20 protein-coding genes are annotated in these 19817 nt (G+C 65.4%); 16 read left to right on the top strand and 4 right to left on the bottom strand.

The window, feature by feature from the left end; genetic code table 11:
* Positions 1-3: 3 nt before the first annotated feature.
* Positions 4-723 carry a transcriptional repressor LexA gene (gene lexA / locus H4W26_RS03945; RefSeq protein ID WP_192590833.1) on the bottom strand — a complete coding sequence of 240 codons (720 nt, stop codon included), beginning with the start codon at positions 721-723 and terminating at the stop codon, positions 4-6.
* 206 nt (positions 724-929) lie between these two features.
* On the opposite strand from lexA, the gene H4W26_RS03940 reads away from it, so the two are divergent.
* The 6 genes from H4W26_RS03940 (at position 930) to H4W26_RS03915 (ending at position 5650) form a co-directional block, all read left to right on the top strand.
* Entirely contained in the window at positions 930-1358 is a 429-nt protein-coding gene (locus H4W26_RS03940) for a LysM peptidoglycan-binding domain-containing protein (protein WP_192590832.1), read from the top strand.
* Positions 1359-1409: 51 nt separating this feature from the next.
* Positions 1410-2549, top strand: a complete 1140-nt coding sequence (locus H4W26_RS03935) for a histidinol-phosphate transaminase (RefSeq protein WP_192590831.1) — start codon at positions 1410-1412, stop codon at positions 2547-2549.
* 39 nt (positions 2550-2588) lie between these two features.
* Positions 2589-3206, top strand: a complete 618-nt coding sequence (gene hisB, locus H4W26_RS03930) for an imidazoleglycerol-phosphate dehydratase HisB (RefSeq protein WP_192590830.1) — start codon at positions 2589-2591, stop codon at positions 3204-3206.
* Positions 3203-3844, top strand: a complete 642-nt coding sequence (gene hisH, locus H4W26_RS03925; RefSeq protein WP_192590829.1) for an imidazole glycerol phosphate synthase subunit HisH — start codon at positions 3203-3205, stop codon at positions 3842-3844. Before hisB ends, hisH begins: the two co-directional genes overlap by 4 nt.
* A gap of 76 nt (positions 3845-3920) precedes the next feature.
* Complete coding sequence (priA, locus tag H4W26_RS03920) at positions 3921-4679, top strand: bifunctional 1-(5-phosphoribosyl)-5-((5-phosphoribosylamino)methylideneamino)imidazole-4-carboxamide isomerase/phosphoribosylanthranilate isomerase PriA (RefSeq protein ID WP_192590828.1); 759 nt, start codon at positions 3921-3923, stop codon at positions 4677-4679.
* A complete protein-coding gene (locus tag H4W26_RS03915) occupies positions 4676-5650 on the top strand; it encodes an SseB family protein (protein WP_192590827.1) in 975 nt (324 codons plus the stop codon). Before priA ends, H4W26_RS03915 begins: the two co-directional genes overlap by 4 nt.
* A gap of 15 nt (positions 5651-5665) precedes the next feature.
* Here the strand turns inward: H4W26_RS03915 and H4W26_RS03910 are convergent, their stop codons facing one another.
* The 3 genes from H4W26_RS03910 to H4W26_RS03900 form a co-directional block, all read right to left on the bottom strand.
* On the bottom strand, positions 5666-6178 hold the full coding sequence (locus H4W26_RS03910) for a MarR family winged helix-turn-helix transcriptional regulator (RefSeq protein ID WP_192590826.1): 513 nt from the start codon (positions 6176-6178) through the stop codon (positions 5666-5668).
* A gap of 54 nt (positions 6179-6232) precedes the next feature.
* Entirely contained in the window at positions 6233-6865 is a 633-nt protein-coding gene (locus tag H4W26_RS03905; protein ID WP_192590825.1) for a PepSY domain-containing protein, read from the bottom strand.
* 117 nt (positions 6866-6982) lie between these two features.
* Positions 6983-10918 (bottom strand): FtsK/SpoIIIE domain-containing protein, encoded by a 3936-nt coding sequence (locus tag H4W26_RS03900; protein WP_192590824.1) that lies wholly within the window; start codon positions 10916-10918, stop codon positions 6983-6985.
* Between the two features lie 226 nt (positions 10919-11144).
* On the opposite strand from H4W26_RS03900, the gene H4W26_RS03895 reads away from it, so the two are divergent.
* Genes H4W26_RS03895 through ftsX form a run of 10 tightly spaced genes read left to right on the top strand, consistent with a single transcriptional unit; the run spans position 11145 to position 19806 of the window.
* Positions 11145-12371, top strand: coding sequence for a CpaF family protein (locus tag H4W26_RS03895; RefSeq protein ID WP_192590823.1), 1227 nt, complete (start codon positions 11145-11147; stop codon positions 12369-12371).
* Complete coding sequence (locus H4W26_RS03890; RefSeq protein WP_192590822.1) at positions 12368-13228, top strand: type II secretion system F family protein; 861 nt, start codon at positions 12368-12370, stop codon at positions 13226-13228. The genes H4W26_RS03895 and H4W26_RS03890 overlap by 4 nt, the downstream gene beginning before the upstream one ends.
* The gene (locus tag H4W26_RS03885) at positions 13225-14169 is read left to right on the top strand and encodes a type II secretion system F family protein (RefSeq protein ID WP_192590821.1); all 945 of its coding nucleotides are present in this window, start codon (positions 13225-13227) and stop codon (positions 14167-14169) included. Before H4W26_RS03890 ends, H4W26_RS03885 begins: the two co-directional genes overlap by 4 nt.
* 58 nt (positions 14170-14227) lie before the next feature.
* On the top strand, positions 14228-14410 hold the full coding sequence (locus tag H4W26_RS03880; protein ID WP_192590820.1) for a hypothetical protein: 183 nt from the start codon (positions 14228-14230) through the stop codon (positions 14408-14410).
* The gene (locus H4W26_RS03875; protein WP_192590819.1) at positions 14382-14810 is read left to right on the top strand and encodes a TadE family protein; all 429 of its coding nucleotides are present in this window, start codon (positions 14382-14384) and stop codon (positions 14808-14810) included. Before H4W26_RS03880 ends, H4W26_RS03875 begins: the two co-directional genes overlap by 29 nt.
* Positions 14797-15255 carry a hypothetical protein gene (locus tag H4W26_RS03870; RefSeq protein WP_192590818.1) on the top strand — a complete coding sequence of 153 codons (459 nt, stop codon included), beginning with the start codon at positions 14797-14799 and terminating at the stop codon, positions 15253-15255. Before H4W26_RS03875 ends, H4W26_RS03870 begins: the two co-directional genes overlap by 14 nt.
* Position 15256: 1 nt before the next feature.
* Entirely contained in the window at positions 15257-15751 is a 495-nt protein-coding gene (locus tag H4W26_RS03865; protein ID WP_192590817.1) for a hypothetical protein, read from the top strand.
* Between the two features lie 30 nt (positions 15752-15781).
* Complete coding sequence (prfB, locus tag H4W26_RS03860; protein WP_192590816.1) at positions 15782-16894, top strand: peptide chain release factor 2; 1113 nt, start codon at positions 15782-15784, stop codon at positions 16892-16894.
* 3 nt (positions 16895-16897) lie between these two features.
* Positions 16898-18892: a cell division ATP-binding protein FtsE gene (gene ftsE / locus H4W26_RS13665; RefSeq protein WP_225939584.1), complete on the top strand. Its 1995-nt coding sequence runs from the start codon at positions 16898-16900 to the stop codon at positions 18890-18892.
* Complete coding sequence (gene ftsX / locus H4W26_RS03850; RefSeq protein ID WP_192590815.1) at positions 18889-19806, top strand: permease-like cell division protein FtsX; 918 nt, start codon at positions 18889-18891, stop codon at positions 19804-19806. Before ftsE ends, ftsX begins: the two co-directional genes overlap by 4 nt.
* Positions 19807-19817 lie beyond the last annotated feature (11 nt).

The following is a 19817-nucleotide window of genomic DNA, read 5'->3' as shown; positions in this document are numbered from 1 at the left end:
GACTCAAAGGCTGCGTAGCACGGTGACGACTTTGCCCATGATGGTGGACTCGTCGCCGAGGATGGGCTCGTACTGGCGGTTCTGCGGCAGCAGCCAGACATGGCCATCGCGGCGCTTGAGCGTCTTCACCGTGGCCTCGTCCTCCAGCAGCGCAGCCACGATGTCACCGTTCTCTGCGGTGTTCTGACGCCGCACCACGACCCAGTCGCCCTCGAAGATGCCGGCCTCGATCATCGAGTCACCGCGGACCTGGAGCATGAAGAGCTCGCCCTCGCCGGTGAGCTGGCGCGGCAGCGGCATGATGTCTTCGACCTGCTGATCCGCGAGGATCGGCCCACCTGCGGCGATCTGTCCGACCATGGGGATCTCTGAGATTCGGCTGTCCGACTGCACGCGATACCCCTGCAGGTCGACCACGGTGTCCTCGGACGGGTGCTCTGCCTCTGGGGTGGGCTCGCTCAGCAGCAGCTTGCCCGTGGAGTCCCGCAGCACCTCCATGGCCCGGGGGCGCCCGGGCACCCGCATCAGGTACCCCAGCTCCTGGAGACGCGCCAGCTGGTGAGTCACCGAGGAGAGCGAGGCCAGGCCGCAGGAGTCACCGATCTCACGCATCGACGGCGGGTAGCTGCGCTCCGCGAGAGACGCCTGGATGACGTCGACGATCTGACGCTGCCGATCCGTCAGTCGCGGCGCCGCCGATGTGCCTTTGGTGTCCTGCGCCATTGCCGCCTCCTGGTTGCGTCGCCGTCCGTGTCAGACCCTGCTGATGGACTGTTCACGGTGAGATTCGGATCGAAGATCACTTCGAACTTGGCGCTCAGGTTACGCGAAACCGTAGAGATATTCCATTGATTCCGCGGCGAGTCTGGCCAAGCTTCGAAACTATGTGCTAGAAATAGAACACACGTTCGATTGAAAGGTTCTTCCCCATGCGTACAGCACAGCTTGCTCTTGCACCTGTTGTCACCGCGCCCAGCGTCCCCGCAGCGTCCATCGCCGCGGATCGCGTCACTGAACCACACAGCCACGCCTCTTCAGCCGGCGCCCTGCACCTCACCCGCCGCGGACGGTTCCTGCTTCTCGGTCTTCCCACTCTGGCGGCACTGGCCTTCCTGATCCTGGGCGCCATGATGCTGGCCACGTCGCTGCTGAACCAGGCCCAGGCCTCCTCAGCTGGGGCTCCCGGCGTCGACGCCCAGGTCATCACCGTCGGTGCAGGGGACACGCTCTGGAGCGTGGCCAACGCAGTGGAGTCCGAGGAGCGCACCCAGGTACTGATCGGACAGATCGCCGAGCTCAATGACCTCAGCTCCTCGGAGCTCACACCGGGCCAGGAGCTCTTCATCCCGGTGGACTGACCCAGCGTCAGTCCCCGCGGGCCTGTCACCGCTCGTGACTAGACTAGGGCGGTGACTTCACCCCGCTCCAGGAATCTGTCCCGCCTCCCGCTGCGAGAGGAGCTCCAGGGCCAAGAGCCCTACGGAGCCCCCCAGCTGGCCGTGAAGGCCATGCTCAACGTCAACGAGACCACCTATGACGTCCCAGCGGACGTGGTGGACGCGATCGCCAAGGAAGTGCGCAGCGCGGCGGCCCGGCTCAACAGGTACCCCGACCGCGAGTTCTCCACACTGCGTGAGAAGCTCGCCGACTACCTGAACCGGGACCTCGCGGCCGAGGGCGAACCCGCGGTTCTGACTGCGGAGCACATCTGGGCCGCGAACGGCTCCAACGAGATCATGCAGCACATCCTGCAGGCCTTCGCGGGGCCGGGACGGTCCGTGTTGTCCTTCCCCCCGACCTATTCCATGTACCCGCTCTACGCCCGCGGGACCTACAGCGAGTACATCGCCGGGACTCGCAGAGCGGACTTCACCCAGACTCCCGAGGATGTCGCCGCACAGATCCGCGAACACCGGCCGAACGTGGTGATCCTCTGCTCGCCGAACAATCCCACCGGCACAGCACTGAGCCTGGAGACCGTGGAAGCCGCCTATGAGGCGGCCACGGAGTCCGAGACCATGGTCGTGGTCGACGAGGCGTACGGCGAGTTCCGCCAGGCGGGCACCGGCTCCGCGCTGGCGCTGCTGCCTGGCCGGGAGCGGCTCATCGTCTCGCGGACCATGAGTAAGGCCTTCGCCCTGGCCGGAGGTCGACTGGGCTACCTGGCTGCCGCACCCGAGGTCACCGACGCCATGCGCCTGGTCCGGCTGCCGTACCACCTCTCTGCGGTGACTCAGGCAACCGCTGTCGCCGCGCTGGACCACTCGGCCACCCTGATGGCGAATGTAGAGCGGATCAAGGAGCAGCGGGACCGCATCGTGGCCTCCCTTAAGGAGATGGGTCTGCACCCAGCCCCTTCGGACGCGAACTTCGTCTTCTTCGGCGGACTTCACGATGAGAAGGCAGCCTGGCAGCACCTGTTGGAGGACGGCATCCTGATCCGCGACGTCGGCATCCCAGGACACCTGCGGGTCACCGCGGGTACCGAGTCGGAGACCTCCGAGTTCCTCGTCTCGCTGCGGCGGTTCATCACCAGCGCCACCGCGTAGAATAGGGCGTCGGCGTACCCCCACCACCGAGCAGGAGCTATGGGAGCAGAACTGATCTCTGGGCGCATCGCCCAGATGGAACGAGTCACCAGCGAGTCCAGCGTCAAGGTCCGCATGGACCTGGACGGCACCGGCGCCTCCACGATCAGCACTGGCGTGCCGTTCTACGACCACATGCTCACCGCGCTGTCCAAGCACTCCCTGATCGACCTGGACATCGAGGCCTCCGGCGACACCCACATCGATGTGCACCACACCGTGGAGGACACCGCGATCGTGCTCGGCGAGGTGCTGCGCACCGCGCTGGGCGACAAGCGTGGCATCCGCCGCTTCGGCGACGCCACCGTCCCGCTGGACGAGGCGCTGGCCCACGCCGTCGTCGACGTCTCCGGACGGCCCTACCTGGTGCACTCCGGTGAGCCTGAGGGACAGCAGTACCACCTGATCGGCGGGCACTTCACGGGTTCCATGACCCGCCACGTCTTCGAAGCGATCACCTACCACTCCGGGATCTGCCTGCACATGAACCTGCTCGGCGGTCGCGACCCGCACCACATCGTGGAAGCCCAGTTCAAGGCCTTCGCCCGTGCGCTGCGCCAGGCCGTGGAGTCCGACCCGCGCACCGATGACATCCCTTCCACCAAGGGTGCTCTGTGATCGGCAGGCCAGACGTCGTCGTCCTGGACTACGGCTCGGGCAACATCCACTCCGCGGTCCGGGCGCTCGAACGTGCCGGCGCGGACGTGACGCTGACCCGTGACACCGACGCCGTGCTCAACGCCTCCGGGCTGGTGGTGCCCGGGGTCGGTGCCTTCGCGGCCGTGATGTCTGCCCTGCGGGAGATCGACGGGCCCCGCTGGATCGGCCGGCGGATCGCCGGGTCGCGTCCTGTGCTGGGCATCTGCGTGGGTCACCAGGTCATGTTCGAACGCGGGGTGGAACACGGCATCCCCGCCGAAGGACTGGGGGAGTGGCCCGGAGAGGTCACCGCCCTGCCCGAGGACGCGGTGGTCCCGCACATGGGCTGGAACACCGTGCGCCCGCCGCAGGACAGCGTGCTCTTCGAGGGACTCCAGGATGAGCGATTCTACTTCGTGCACTCCTATGCGGTGCAGTCCTGGGACTTCGATCAGAGCATCGAATCGATGAACCCACCGAAGGTGACCTGGAGCCACCACGGCGCCGACTTCATCGCCGCGGTGGAGAACGGGCCGCTCTCGGCCACCCAGTTCCACCCGGAGAAGTCCGGGGACGCCGGGATGCAGCTGCTGCGCAACTGGATCCTGAGCCTCTGACCCTTTCGGCGTGCCCCCGCTCGGCGCGCCTGCTCGAGCACCTGACCACACCGACACACCAGCCGAAAGCAGATTCATGACTGACGCCCCCTCCTCCTCAGCCGTTCCCGCGCTGGAGCTCCTGCCCGCCGTCGACGTCGCCGATGGTCAGGCCGTCCGCCTGGTGCAGGGTGAGGCCGGCTCGGAGACCGGCTACGGCGACCCGCTGGAGGCGGCGCTGAACTGGCAGCAGCAGGGCGCCGAGTGGATCCACCTAGTGGACCTCGACGCCGCGTTCGGCCGTGGAGACAATCGCGACATCATGGCCCGGGTCGTCAACGAGCTCGGTGTGAAGATCGAGCTCTCCGGCGGCATCCGCGACGACGAGTCGCTGGACCGCGCCCTCGAGCTCGGCGCCACCCGGGTGAACCTGGGCACCGCCGCCCTGGAGGACCCGGAATGGACCGCGCGCGCGATCGAGCGCCACGGCGACGCGATCGCCGTGGGCCTGGACGTGCGCGGCGAGACCCTCGCCGCGCGCGGCTGGACGCGCGAGGGCGGCAACATCTGGGAGGTCCTGCAGCGCCTGGAGGACGCCGGCTGCCCGCGCTACGTGGTCACCGATGTCACCAAGGACGGCACCCTGCGCGGCCCCAACACCGAGCTGCTCGCTCAGGTGTGCGCCAAGACCAAGAAGCCTGTGGTGGCCTCGGGCGGCATCTCCTCCCTGGACGACATCGAGGCGCTGGCCAAGATGGTCTCCCTCGGGGTGGAGGGTGCCATCATGGGCAAGGCGCTCTACGCCGGGAAGTTCGAGTTCCCTGACGCCCTGAAGGTGGCCGCAGCCTCCGCATGAGCCAGCGCGAAACCCCCCGCGACGCCCTTAGCAGCACCCCCGGCGGAAGCCCTGTCGGTGACCCTGCAGACTCCCGGGCCGACGCGGGCAAGGACCTTCCCGGTCACATCGCCGCCCTGTTGCAGCGTCAGGCCCGGGATGACCAGGGACGTCCGGCGGACTCCGCCGGTGTCGCCTGGGAGGATCGTGACCTCTCGGGTGAGGGCAACCCGCTGCACACCTTCGACGGCGACGACGGCCTGGCCTCCCCGGCGGTCCGCGAGGCCCGTGAGCGTCTGCTGGCCGGAGGGTTGGACGAGGCTGGGTTCGTCAACGCCCTGTCGGGGCAGCGGCTCTTCGTCCCGGTGCTTGCCGAGCTGGCCGAAGAAGCTGAGGCTCCTGCGTCTGACCCCCACACAGGTCCGAGCAGCGGATCGGTGGGGGACAAGCAGGCCGATATCACCTTGATCAGCATCACCAGCCGCGACGGACGGCAGACCATGCCGGTGTTCACCTCCGTCGAGGCGCTCACCGCGTGGCATGGTCAGGCACGACCGGTGGCCGCCGAGGCGGAACGCATCATGCTGGCCGCGCTGGCCGAAGGTGCCGAGCTCGCGGTGCTGGACCCCGGTGCCGAGTTCACGTTCGTGCTGCGCCGCCCTGCCCTTCAGGCGCTGGCCCAAGCGGCCCGCTGGGTGCCCTCCTACCAGGATCCCGAGCTGGCAGAGGCGCTCGGCGGAATCCTGGACCTGTGTCCCGGAGTGGCCCAGCTGCAGGTCCAGCCCGGCGATGGCGTCGGCTCGGTCATAGCGGATGGCCGGTCGGTGCCCGGGGGTGGAAGCGGCCCAGAGCTGAGCATCGGCGTGGTGCTGGTGCCCGGAGCTGACGACGTCGACGCCCGGCTCGCGCTGGCGAGCGTGCAGGCGGCACTGGCTGATGTGGAGCTGCTGCGCGAGCGCGCCGACTCGGTTCAGGTGAAGCTGGTCCGCTGACCGGGTGTGGTCCGGCTAGGCCTGGTCTTCTGCGGTGGCTGTGGCTTTGATCTGGTCGCAGATGAGCTTGAAGATGCGTGCTTCCTCATCATCCAGCGCGGGGTGGAAGAGCTGCTTGATGTGCTGACCGTGCAGCCGAGAGGCCTGTTCAAAGACCTCTCGCCCCTCGTCGGTGAGCTGAGCGGTCATGCCGCGCCGGTCCTCGGGGTCGGCGAACCGGGTGATCATGCCGCGCTTCTCCAGCGATTTGACCTGGTAGGAGAGGCGTGAGGGGGAGAAGACCATGCCCTCCGCGAGTTCACCCATGCGCAGCTGATGGTTGTCGGCCTCGGCGAGCAGCAGCATCAGGTTGTAGTCGGTCAGGCGCAGACCGGTGCTGGAATGCAGCCGCTTCTCCATGCGGTCACTGATGATGGCTGAGGTCTCGAAGAACGCGCGCCAGGCGCGGGCCTTGGGGGAGCGTCCGGTGAGGTCATGGCGCCCGCGCTGGTCACTACCAGTTGCGGGCCCGCCGTTGCTGGCCGTCACGACCCCACCTCATCCCTGGCGTAGAAAGCTGATTCGCGTTCAGCTCAGTCTATGTCAGTTGTCCACCCGGTCGACATCGCCCGAGGCCACATCCACATGGACCTCGGAGCCGTTGTCCAGCTCGATCTCCCAGGTCACGGCCCCGTTCTCTTCGTCAAGGTCTGCCTGTTCCGGGACTCCGCCGCCCTCGTCGGCAGCTGTGCGCAGCGCCTCAGCGAAGTCGATCTCCACGGCCTCGGCGTTGGCCTGGTCATCGGTGTCGATCTCGTCTTCCTGCGTGTTGGAGATCTCGAAGCTCTCGCGATCCACGTCGAGCTCCCACTCGGAACCTGCCTCGAAGATGGTGAACTCGTAGGCACTGCCTTCAGTGTCCAGGTCCATGATCACAGCGTCCGGGTATTCCTCCACGACGGCCTCCACCGCCTGGTAGACGCCGTCGTCGCCCTCAGCCTCGGATGAGTCGGAGGGATCCTCGGTGGGCTCTGCGTCTGCGGACGCTTCTTCCGTGGCGTCGCTCTGGGGAGTCTCGGAGGATTCCGCCTCGACGGTCTCGGTGACCGTGGCGGTGGGCTGCGCCTCGTCCTCTTCGGACTCCATGTCCTCGGAGGCGCAGGAGCTCAAAGCGAGAGCTGAGATGGCGGCGACCGAGAGCAGGGCGGAGGAGTTGTTCCAGCGGGAGTTCATCATGGTCGGTCTCTTTTCGCGAGGTGGCTGCTGATCTGATCCCAGTTATAGCGCGCGCGTCTCGATGCCGGCTGAATGAACTCTGGGGTTCGGAGGAGTGACTGAGGTGGAGTTCGTCCCTCAGTGAAGCCACCACTGGATGATCTGGGGGCCCTCGTGCTTGAGCCATACTGCTCGTCCAGGAATGCTTGAGCTGAACACAGGTATCGGTATCCCAAAGACATCCCCCTGACCCCTGCTGGTGGGACTGAGCAGAAAGTTGGCAGGACCTCCCCGGGCACGGTGCGCCCACGGCAACTGACTGAACACCCTCATGCTGGGATGTGCCGTCGCGATCACCCTTCCGCCCGAAAGTATCCACGCCTCGACTTGTTGGTGCTGCACCAGGGAACAGCGGTCCGCATCATCGACCAGCAGCAACGGAAGCTGCTCAGAACCGACGGATGGAGTGATCGGCTCTTCACCGAGGTCCGCTGGGGAGATACAGCGCTCTTGGGCGGCGAGTATCTGCAGAGCATTGCTCTTCCCCGTTCCAGCGGCACCAAGGATCAGACCGACGTGGAAGCTCTGGGGGTCCAGGACGGCAGGTTCATGGGAGAACTGTTTCAGCCCCAATGACAAGGGCGGTGAAGACTGCATCGAGCGCCGGACCGATGCCGGCAGCGCCTGAACACGCAGCATCTGCACCGGGTCGAGGTGCCTGGTCCGCATCGGTGAAGGGTGCGGGAGATCTCTCACTCCGGTGATGATCTGAACCGTTCGTCCAGGTGGCCCCTGTGCGGGTTCCACGAGGACTCCACGTCCAGGCAGGGGGTCGCTGACGCGAAGCTTGGGCCAGAGGTACTGAGTGTCCTCCGGGACGGCGTAGGGCAGATATACCTTGCGAGCAATGCGCGAACCGAGTCTTCCGGTGGCCAGTTCGCGTCCTCCTGAGATGACGACGCTGATTGCGGAACCGTGGCACTCAGCGAGAAGCGTGTTCAGGCGATGCTCCAAGCCAGCTCCGCCCGGGAGCTGACCGGCGGCGTGCCATCGAGCGTGAGCGCTGATGACCAGTACGATCGGTGCCCGCTGGGAGGCTTCCGCTGCGCGTCGTCCGGCGATCGACTCTTGCAGCTGGTTCAGCAGGTACACGGCCTCTTCGACGTCGTCTTCGCTCAGCCAGGCGCCCACTCGAGGGTGTGAGCGAAATTCTGAGAGCGATCGGTCGCCGTCGAGCAGATAAACATGGGTCTGCTGGGGCCTTGTGAGGAGCTGCCGGGTCAGCGCGGGGAGGGCCTCGGTTGCCCCTGATTCGGGCTCGCCCACCAGGGCGATGGTCTGCCCCTCCTCCACACTCAGGTTCAGCCGGCGTTGACGCTGATGTGCAGGTTCGTCGACGAGGCCGAGGAGAATGTCGTTGTCCCCGACACATCCGGTGACCACCTCTGGGAGGGGTGGACACAGCGGGGTGTGGGGACGGGCGCGTTGTTGATGCTCCATAGCTGCGTGGAGGGCAGCGGTGACGATGGAGGTTGCTTCACTCCGAGGGCCGACGCTCGCTGTCTGGGACGCCTCGGAACGAATCGACAGTTGAGCTGCGGTGTCATGAAGTTGGACTGCTTGGAAGGGTGTTGGTGTTTCTCCGGGACGCCGGATGATTCCCCGTCCCGGCAACCCTCGCGGAATCAGGGCCGCCTCGGTGGTGCCAACGAGGTCTCGTGATTCGTCCTCGCTGCGCAGCCGCAGGCAGAGGACCGTCCCGATGTTGGCTCGAATGTCTGCGGTGACGACACCCTGGGGTCGTTGGGTGGAGAGCACGAGGTGGAGGCCCAAAGACCGACCTAGCGTTGCCAATCGCATCAGCTCCTCCATTGCACGTGGCAGTGAGTGGGAGAAGACTCGGAATTCATCGATGACGATCAAGATCCGGGCGAGATGGCGATCGTGGCCGCTGGCTCGGTACTCCGCGAAGTCCGAGACTCCGGCGTCGAGGAAAAGCCGCTCTCGGCGCGTGAGCTCCGACCGCACGGCTTCGAGGGTCCGTTCCGCCTGTGCCTGGGAGAGGTCAGTGACCAGGCCGAGACAGTGTTCCAGGTGTGCGATGTGCTGGAAAGTCGATCCACCCTTGAAGTCGAAGAGAATCAGATTCAACTCTTCAGGCCCATATCGACTGGCCCACCCCAGAAGCATGGACTTCAACAGCTCTGACTTGCCGGAGCCGGTGGTGCCAGCGAGGAGGATATGAGGCCCGTCCTCAACGATGTCCAGCATCTCCACTCGGTGAGGGCCCATGCCGATCAGGGTTCGCAAGGAATGCTGAGCACGGTGAATCATGAGCGGGACCTCGAGGGCGCGGGTGAAGTACGCAGGCGTCCCCACCGAGGTTCCAGGTGCCCACAGTCCCTGAAGGCCTACTCGGAGATGCTCGGCGAGGGAGCGTCGGGAAAGGCCATCCGACACCAGGTCGGTCGCTATGACACTGGTCATTCCAGCGTCGACCCGACGCAGCTCCCCCTTGTAGAGGTCCAATTCCCACCCGGTCACAGGTTTTCGTTGTTGAGGTGTCTCGTCATGGGGAATCGCGGAAGAGGGGGCGATGACATGCCACCCAGCCCTGCCTGCCGTCTCATAGAGGGTCGCATCGATGGGGACGGGGCTCAGGAGCACCGGCGCCAGTGCGCCCGGAACGAGAATCGGGGCGGTGCTCAGCTCTCTGCTGACACCTTGGCTCGGCACGGCGCGCACCAGCGACCAATCGCGCAGATCCCCGGGATCCACCAGGGTCTGAGCACCACCGGGTTTGGGTGCGGTCTCGGGACGCGAAACGAGGGTCCAAGGTGAGAAGGAACCGAATCGCTGCGCCAGCTGGACGAGCACCCAGCGCATGACCCCGTCCTGCTCGTGGGGCGAACCGCTCACGGTGGTGATCTCACCCGCAGCCAGGTAAAGAGCGGCCACCGAATGGACCATCCCCTCAGCGAGGGTGAGGGAAGCGCTCTGGTGATCCTCGGAGTCGAGTTCGGCCTTCTGGCGTGCATGTCCAACTGTGACCACAGCGGCTCCGCGACCTTCCACACTCACCGTGGGGTTATCGGGTGCCAGCTGCGCGCGGAGGAGTCTGATGGCCCGACCCGGAGACGCCAGCACCTCGTCACGCCGGCGTGCCCAGGTTATTGCCGCGGCCTCCACCGCCCGACGGAATCGCCGTCGAACGCGCGCCGCGTGAACCGTCATCGCCAGCGCCATGAGGGCTGATGCGACGGTGAAGAGCAGGAAGATCCACATGCCCGTGACGAACACAAGCACCAGCCCTACGACCAGCGGCGCCAGAGACATCAGGAGCATGGAGCGGTGGCGAGCCTGGGGTGGGCGCTCGCCGATGTTCTCCGGCGGAATGGGCCACGAGGAAGGCGGCTGCGAGACGGGGTGACCGTGAACGAGTTCGAGCTCTGAAGCCCCCAGGGTGAATGTTGTGCCCGCCTTGATCGAAAGGGGGCGGGTTCCCGGCTTGCGCAGCGTTGCGTTCTGCTCGCCGACCGCCAGAGTTGCATGAATGCGCTGGAGCTGGGGGTCGTTGATCCGAATATCGGCTTTCCCTTCCGACGAGGTACCCCTGCCCAAGGTGTAGAAGCCTCGGCGGAGTCTGACCAACCGTCCGGAGTCGGGTCCTGTGTTGACGCAGAGTCGAAGCTCCGCAGTCTGTGAGGGGTGATGGTGCTTCCCTCGAGCTCGGGGATGGAGCACCACGGTCATGCCGGGATGGATGGCGGGGGAGTCTGGACCGTAAGTGCTCAGGTGCGCCCCGTCCAGGTGAGCGGCCCAAGTGGTCGCTACGGGTTGGGCTTCGCGCGAGGCTCCTTCGAGCTCTTGCCTCATCAGTCCGTGGATCCAGTCTGTCAGCGCCTGATCCAATTCGTCTCCGGAGGGAGTCATCAGCCCCTCAGCGACGACCCTCAACTCGTGGTTGGCGGTGCCCCCAGCCACGTCCCAAAGTCGCTCCCAGACCGACTCAGAGACGGAGCCGGGTGCATGGACCACCGTGCACGTCAGCGCCTCTGTCCGGGCGATGGCCATTCATCCCCTCCTTCGTTCGTCTTCGCACCAGCGGGCGCCTCTGCAAGAGCAGAACGCCAGTCTCAGATTAGAAGGGGAAGGTTCTGGGCCCGGATGAGTCCGATCTGCTGTGGATAACGAGAGGGGAGAAGAAATTTTCCACAGGAGTTGAACAATCTCTGGCGGGCCCCTTGATACCTCGTTATCGTGAACTCACCACGCTGGAATCCTAGACAAGGCCGAGCCGGTGGACGCTTTGACGATCGTTGAAGATGAAGTGCGGGAACAGATCCGCCAACGCGGACTTGACCCTGCTGAGGATTCCTATGGTGTTCGGCAGCTCGTGGAAGACGCTGTCACGCAGTACGACCGCCGCTCGATGGTGACTGCGCTGCCGCTCATCGGCCCTGTGGAGAAGGCAGTGAAGCACATCGTGGATGCCGTCGCCGGCTTCGGTGAGCTGCAGCCGCTCCTCGACGATTCCTCCATCGAAGAGATCTGGATCAACGGACCCAGTGAGGTCTTTGTGGCCCGAGCAGGTCGATCCGAGCTGACGTCGCTCACTCTGTCGGAATCGCGCATCCGGGACCTCGTCGAGAGGATGCTCAAGAGCTCAGGTCGGCGCCTTGACCTGTCCTCCCCTTTCGTCGATGCCTCTCTCCCCGACGGATCTCGCCTCCACGTCGTGATTCCTGACATCACAAGACGCCATTGGGCCGTGAATGTCCGCAAGTTCATCTCCCGCGCTGCCACCCTCGACGACCTCGTGCAGGGAGGCTCGTTGTCCCGGGAGGCGGCGGAGTTCCTCACCGGTTGTGTAGACAGCGGGCTGAATATTCTCGTCTCTGGAGCTACCCAGGCCGGAAAGACGACGATGCTGAACTGCCTCTCGACTGCCATCGGCCCGAGAGAACGCGTCATCACGGTCGAAGAGATCTTTGAACTTCAGCTTCCTCTGCGCGACGTCGTCGGGCTGCAGTGCAGACAGACCAACCTCGAGGGTGAGGGGGAGATTCCGCTCAGAAAACTGGTCAAGGAAGCACTGCGAATGCGCCCAGATCGCCTCATCGTAGGAGAGGTTCGTGAAGCCGAAAGCTTAGACATGCTCATTGCACTGAACGCCGGGCTTCCTGGGATGGCAACCGTGCATGCCAACAGTGCGCATGACGCGGTGACGAAGATCTGCACACTCCCGCTTCTCGCAGGGGAGAACATCTCCAGGAACTTCATTCTTCCGACGGTGGCATCCTGCATCGACCTCGTGGTGCATTGCGTCAGGGAGAGAGACGGCCGGCGCCATGTCGGGCAGATACTCGCCGTGGGGAGTCGCGTGGAATCCGAGACGATCGAGACGTCGATGCTGTTTCAAGAGCGTGACGGCGTTCTGCGGATCACTGATTCCGCAGTCTTCGACCTCCCCAAACTGAGCCCAGAGATGCAAACTCGGCTGACCCGGGCAGGGGTGCTGGGATGAGTCTATTGCTGGGACTTGCCCTGGGCCTCGGTCTTCTACTCGTCTTCTCGTCCTTCTGGCCCCGCAGACTCCCCGCGACGCGTGTTCGACGAAGACACCGGGATCCGCTGCGCAAGCTCCTAGACGAGGCCGGGCACCCCAAACTCCCTGTGACTGGCGTGGTCACAGCGGTGCTCATGTGTTCAATCACGGCTTTCTTGCTGGTGCTGGTGCTCACCTCTGCCGTTCCGATCGCACTGTGTTTTGCTCTGTTCGCCGCAACGGCACCCATCTTCGCGCTGCGCTGGCAAGCGGGCCGGCGACGCGCTCTGCTGCGGGAAGTCTGGCCGGATGCTGTGGACCACCTCCGCTCGGCAGTCCGCTCCGGAATGTCGCTGCCCGAAGGGCTTATCCAGCTCGGGAATTCGGGCCCGGAACCGCTCCGTGAGCCTTTTGTGGAGTTCGCGAAGGACTATCGGTCTGGACACACGATGGCCACAGCACTGGACCGGCTCAAGCTCCGCCTGGCCGATCCCGTGGGTGACAGGATCGTGGTTGCACTGCAGATCACCCGGGAGGTCGGGGGGTCAGACCTTGGCCGCCTGCTCGGTACCTTGGCGGAGTTTCTTCGTGAGAACGCGCGCACCAGGAGCGAACTTGAAGCGCGCCAGTCGTGGACGGTCAATGCCGCCAAGCTCGCAGTCGCCGCTCCTTGGATTGTCGTGCTCCTGATCTCTCTCCAGGCTGAGGCGGCGCAGGCCTATCAGAACGCCACAGGCATGGTGGTCCTGGGTGGGGGATTGATCGTTTCGGTGGGCTGTTACCGGCTGATGCTGCGCATCGGTGCTCTTCCTCAAGAGGTTCGGGTCCTGGCATGAATGCGACGAGCCTGGGGTGGGTCCTCATCTGTGGGCTGGCCCTCGGTTGTGGCCTGGTGACCATTGTCAACGCGCTGCCGCTGAACAATCAGCCGAGTTTCACCACCCGGGTCGCTCCGTACCTGCGGTCCAGGGATGCGCGCTTCGCCCTCTCGGCAGGTTCCACAGACCCGGCCCCCGCACTGGGGACGCTGGCCAGAATCATGTCTCCGGTCTTCCGGCATGCCCTTCGCCAGCTCGACCGGTTCAGTTTCGACACCCACGAGCTTCGCAGGCGCCTGGACCAGGCGAATTCCCGCATCGGGCCGAATGAGTACCGGCTCCAGCAGCTGGCAATGGGAATCTTCGGTGGCGTCCTCGGAACAGTGCTGAGCCTGTTGGGCTTCTTGGCAGGAAACTTCAACGGGGCCCTCGCCGTAGTGACCGTGATCGTGCTGGCGACACTCGGTGCCGCGCTCAGGGAGAACCTCCTGAGCAGCCAGATTCGGCGACGCCAATCTCGCATGCTGGCTGAGTTCCCGACCGTCGCGGAGATGATCGCTCTTTCCGTCAGCGCCGGAGAGAGCGCGGCCGGGGCATTCGAGCGGGTCGGACGTCTGGCTCGAGGGGAACTGGCTGCTGAACTCACACTAGTTCTGCATCAGACGCAGGCGGGGTCCGGTTTCACGCAGGCGTTGAAGCATATGTCCACCCGCGTCGGCTCGGCGCCGATCTCCCGGTTCATCGAAGGCCTCATCGTGGCGATGGACCGTGGCACGCCATTGGCCGAAGTGATGCAGGCGCAGGCTCAAGACGTCCGCGAACTCGGCCGCAGGGACCTGATGGAGACGGCAGGCAAGAAGGAGATCGGCATGCTCGTGCCTCTGGTCTTCGGCGTCCTGCCACTGACGGTGTTGTTCGCCATCTATCCGGGGCTCTCCCTGCTCGAGATCGGGATATGACACACGTTCAACAACACACCGCTGCACATTTCGAGGCAGCTGACGAAAGGAAAAGAGTATGAGACTCATTGATGACCAGGTTCGAACGCTGATGGCGGTTCACGCGGAGGAACGCGGCGACGTTCCTGGGTGGGTGATGATCACACTGATGAGCGCCGTGCTTGTGGCAGGTCTGCTGGCAATTGCTCAACCTGCACTGCAGGGGCTGTTCAATGACGCGATCAATCAGGTCTCGCGCTGAGCCGTACGCTCACGCAACCTATTGGTCCCGTGCTGGCGAGCGGGGAGCGGCCACTGCCGAGTTTGCGATGGTCTCCTCCCTTCTGGTGGTGCTCACCTTTGCGATCATGCAGCTGACGCTGCTGGTGCATGTGCGCAATACGTTGATTGACGCAGCCTCCACGGGAGCAAGATTCGGAGTGCTCGAAGACCGAACCGCGCAGGATGGCGTTGCTAGGACAAGAGCTCTGATCGATTCTTCTCTCTCATCCCGCTACGCCCAGGGTGTCCACTATCGGTACGAGACCGAGGTCGAAGGTCAGGTTCTGACCATCACGGTGCGGGCCCAGGTGCCAGTTCTCGGACTGGTCCCGGGAGTGGGCCAGCTGGAAGTCACCGGAGGTGCCTATGAGTTTGAGTGAGCGGGTCAGGCGCCGGGTCGAGACTCTCCACGCGGAGACCGGGTCTTCGCTTGTCGAGTTCGTCATGTTGGCGGTCCTGGTGCTGATCCCGGTGATCTACTTCATCCTCGGAGTGGCAGGGGTTCAGGCGGCGGCCTATGCGAGCATCGGCGCATCCGATCAGGCCGCCAAGATGTACGTTGGTGGCAGCGAGGACCTGGCCCCCGGTGTGCGAGCAGCCCGCAGCCAGGCGGCTGCCACCGCTGCGTTGCAAGATTTCGGCATCGCTCCGACTCAGGCGCAGATCAGCATGTCCTGTCCGAAAGGAAGCTGCGACAACGACGGTGATCTCGTGACGTTCACCGTCGTGGTCCGCGTGCCCGTGCCACTGATCCCCGATATGGGCAGCTGGCAATCGACCTTGGTCACGGTCTCCTCAACATCCACCCAGGTCCAGGCGGGTTGAGATGGGTACCGTTCCCGCAGCCGGCCGTTCCGTGAAGAGCCGAGGCCGGGATCACGCGCGGATGCTTCGGCGTCTGCACGCTGAGGAAGGGGGTCAGTCTGCCGTGCTGATTCTGGGACTCCTGCTGGTGGTTCTCCTGCTCGTGACGGTGATGGCGGGGGCCACGGCCGTCAATCTCGAAGCGCGAAAGCTCCTCTCGGCAGCCGATGGCGCCGCCTCGGCCGCTGCGCAGGCGGCCGAGCAAGGGGTTTCAAGTCCGACGCCGAAGGTCAGCGGGGCTCAGGTCCGCGCCCAGGCGGAGGACTACCTGGCGGCGTCGGGCGCTCACGGGCAGTTCGGCAGTCTCGCGGTCTCCCAGGCGTGGGTCAGCGACGCGGGGGAGACCGCGCACGTGGAGCTGGCCGCCGTCGTCGATCTGCCGATGGTCTCCACGATCCTCCCGGCACAGGTGTCGATCAGCGTGGAGTCTCATGCCCGGGTGAGTCTCAACCGTTGAGACCGCAGTCGACGGTACTGTGGTGCTGTTATGGCAGAGACTGATTTCCCCACCGCAATCCGTGACCTGCGCAATACCCTGCGCCGCATCACGGAGGTCACCGACGTCGACAAGCTCAAGGCACAGGTCGTCGAGCTCAGCGATATGGCCGTCGCACCCGACCTCTGGGACGACCAGGCCAACGCGCAGAAGGTCACCTCCCAGCTGAGCCACAAGCAGACCGAGCTGGAGCGTCTGGAGCGCCTCGAGACCCGCATCGACGATGTCGAGATGATGGTGGAGATGGCCAAGGAGGAAGGCGACGACGAGGTGCTCGCCGACGCCACCCGGGAAGTCGAGTCCATCCACAAGGCCTTGGAGTCCCTGGAGATCGTCACCCTGCTCTCCGGTGAGTACGACGAATACGACGCGGTCATGACCATCCGCTCCGGGGCAGGAGGCGTGGACGCCGCAGACTTCGCCGAGATGTTGCTGCGCATGTATACCCGCTGGGCCGAGCGCCGCGGCTGGAACGTGAAGGTGCTCGACACCTCCTACGCCGAAGAGGCCGGGCTGAAGTCCGCGACCATCGAGATCAACGCCCCCTACGCCTTCGGGACGCTCTCCGTGGAGGCCGGGACCCACCGCCTGGTGCGCATCAGCCCCTTCGACAACCAGGGCCGCCGGCAGACCTCCTTCGCCGCCGTGGAGATCATCCCGCTGCTCGAGGGCACCGAGAGCATCGACATCGATGAGAACGACCTCAAGATCGACGTCTTCCGCTCCTCCGGCCCCGGCGGACAGTCAGTGAACACCACCGACTCCGCCGTGCGCATCACCCACCTGCCCACCGGCACCGTGGTCTCCATGCAGAACGAGAAGTCGCAGATCCAGAACCGCGCCGCAGCCATGCGCGTGCTGCAGTCCCGGCTGCTGGTGCTGAAGAAGGCCGAGGAATCGGCCGAGAAGAAGGCGCTCGCCGGAGACATCAAGGCCTCCTGGGGCGACCAGATCCGCTCCTACGTCCTGCACCCTTACCAGATGGTCAAGGACCTGCGCACCGAACACGAGGTCGGCAACACCCAGGCCGTGCTCGACGGCGACATCGACGGCTTCATCGACACCGGGATCCGCTGGCGCAACGAGACCGCGGCCGAGGAATAGTCCATGATCCGCTTCGAAGAGGTCACCCGCCGCTACGAGTCCGGGGGGCGTCCGGCGCTTGATGATGTGACTGTGGAGTTCTACCGGGGAGACTTCGCCTTCCTCATCGGAGCCTCCGGCTCCGGCAAGTCCACCCTGTTGCGGATGATCCTGCGCGAGGGCCTGCCCCAGCGCGGCAAGGTCACGGTGGCCGGACAGAACCTGGGACTCATGCTGGATCGCCGCGTCCCGGACTTCCGCCGCAGCATCGGCATGGTCTTCCAGGATTTCCGTCTGCTCCCGGACAAGACCGTGTTCGACAACGTGGCGTTCGCCATGCGGGTGCTCGGCACCAAGCGCAGCGCCATTCGCAAACGTGTCACCAAGGTGCTGGAGAAGGTCGACCTCGCGCACCTGGCCAAGCGCTACCCGCATGAGATCTCCGGCGGTGAGCAGCAGCGCGCCGCCATCGCCCGCGCGATCGTCAACGGCCCCGCGATCCTGCTCGCCGACGAGCCCACCGGCAACCTGGACCCGCGGGCCTCCGCCGAGGTCATGAAGGTGCTGCGCTGGATCAACGCCTCGGGCACCACGGTCATCATGGCCACTCACGATCGCGCGATCGTGGACCAGGCGCACAGCCGGGTGGTGCAGCTGCACCGTGGACGCCTCGTCCGCGACGAGCCCCACGGCTTCTACGACGCCCCCGAAGGCTCCGAAGCCTGGGACGTGCTCGCCCAGGAAGAAGGGGAGTCGGGCCTGCGCGCCCACGACCCCGCGCCGCTGAAGACCGGAGTGGTGCCGATGATCGGCCGCGACCCCGCGGACGGTTCCACGACCGAGGAGCCATTCTCTTCGGACACGGATCAGCCGGCCGACCTCCCCGAAGGCCCGGCAGAGCAGTCCTCGGTCCCGGGTGAGGACCCGTCGGTCCTCGCCTTCGAGAATGACCCGGTGCTTCAGGAGACCACGCCACAGGATTATGCCGAGGAACTCGAGGGCATGGAGCTGACGCCCGAGGAGTTCGACGCGCAGCTGGCAGATTCGCATGATTTCCCCACCGACGAGCAGCCTGCTTTTCAAGACGAGGAGCATCCGGCAGAGTACGACGCCGAGTACACATCGCATCAGGACGATGATCACCTCGCGGCGGTCGACGACGAGCACCTCGCCGACCCAGAGGATGCCGAGCACGTCGAAACCGAAGACACCGTCGGGGACGATGAGCACGACGACGACGTGGCCGACGATGAGCACGATCACCACACGGTTGAGCACACCGTCACGGACGGTGCGTTCATCCGTGAAGACGAGCCCGAGGACGACGAATCAGAGATTGACGACGACGGTGAGTTCGAGGACCGAGAGCATGCAGAGGAGACCGGTCTGCACGTGACCTGGCCGGAGCATCTGCGCCAGGAGGCGCTGGGGTACGACGTTCCGGAGATCCACGGCGACTTCAACGGCACCGAGCTGCCCGACCTGGAACAAGACGGCTACGCCGAGGAAGACTTCGAGGTCGAGGAGCCGCTCCCACAGGACTACGTGACGCAGGAGCGGGTTCTCGCGGAGCCCATCGCCGAAGAACCACCCACCGGTGAGATCGCGCCGATTCCCGCCCCGCGGCGACGGCTGCCACCGATGTATCCGACGCTTCCCCCACCTGCCCAGCGGCCTGCCTCCCAGCAGGCGCCGCAGGAACCGCTGCCCCAGCAGGAACCGGCCCCACAGCACCCCGCGCCGCGCTCAGCCGCCCAGCCCGACGTGGCTGGTCACCCGACCGGCTCCCCGGAGCAGGATGCGGCGACCCGCTCGCGGCTCTCCTGGCTCGCCCATGTCGAGGAAGACGCAACAGAGTCCACGCCCCCAGCGCAAGAGGCCACCGTGCCTCGTCCGCTGCCACGCCCCCAGTCCTCGGCCGCGCAGTCCACCTATACCGACGCGCGTCGAACGGCTGAACATCTCGGAATCTCCCGGTCCCGCCGGTCGATCCTGCGCCGCCTGAGGAGGGACGTATGAACCGGCTGCTCTACATGCTCGGGGAGACCTTCAGCTCGCTGCGGCGCAACGTCGCGATGGTCGCTTCGGTCATCCTGGTCACCTTCATCTCGCTGACCTTCGTCGGCTCAGCGGCGCTGATGCAGACCCAGGTCAATGAGATGACCGATGACTTCTACGACCGGCTTGAGCTCTCCGTCTTCTTCTGCACCGAGAACTCGCCGCAGACCGCCTGCCCCACCGGCGCGGTGAGCTCGGACCAGCGGGATTCCCTCGAACACACGCTCACCGACGGCGCAGCAAGCCAATACGTCGCCAGCTACCGGCATGAGACGCAGCAGCAGGCCCTGGACGAACTCCTCGAGAGCAGGGGAGAGGACTCCCGCACCGCCTCGCTCACCGCGTCAGACATGCCGGAGTCCTACCGGATCCTGCTCAATGATCCCGAGGAGTTCCCTGTGGTCACCGAGCTGTTCAGCTCGGCGCCCGGCGTGGAGACGGTGGCAGATCAGCAGGAGGTCCTCGATCAGATCTTCGGCATCCTCAACGGCCTGACACTGGTGGCGCTGATCATCGCCGGAGTCATGATCGTCTGCGCGCTGCTGCTGGTGGCCACCACGATCCGACTCTCGGCGTTCAGCAGGCGCCGCGAGACCGGCATCATGCGTCTGGTCGGAGCCTCCAAGTCGATGATCCGCATGCCGTTCGTCTTCGAGGGAGCGATCGCCGCGCTGGTCGGCGGGCTGCTGGCCTGCGCCGCCACCTGGGTCGTCGCCGAGTTCGTGCTGGGCCGCTGGATGGCCCAGCAGGTGCCCAGCATCCACTTCATCGATGCAGCTCAGTCCTGGATCATCATGCCCGGGCTGCTGCTGATCGCGGTGGCCCTCGCGGTGATCGCCTCCTGGGTGACCGTGCGCCGATACCTGCGTGTATGATCGAAGGTCGG

It is taken from the genome of Nesterenkonia halotolerans, assembly GCF_014874065.1.
Classification (GTDB): Bacteria; Actinomycetota; Actinomycetes; order Actinomycetales; family Micrococcaceae; genus Nesterenkonia; species Nesterenkonia halotolerans.
The sequence above is the reverse complement of the archived record's forward strand: the minus strand, read 5'-3'. Positions and strand labels throughout refer to the sequence as shown.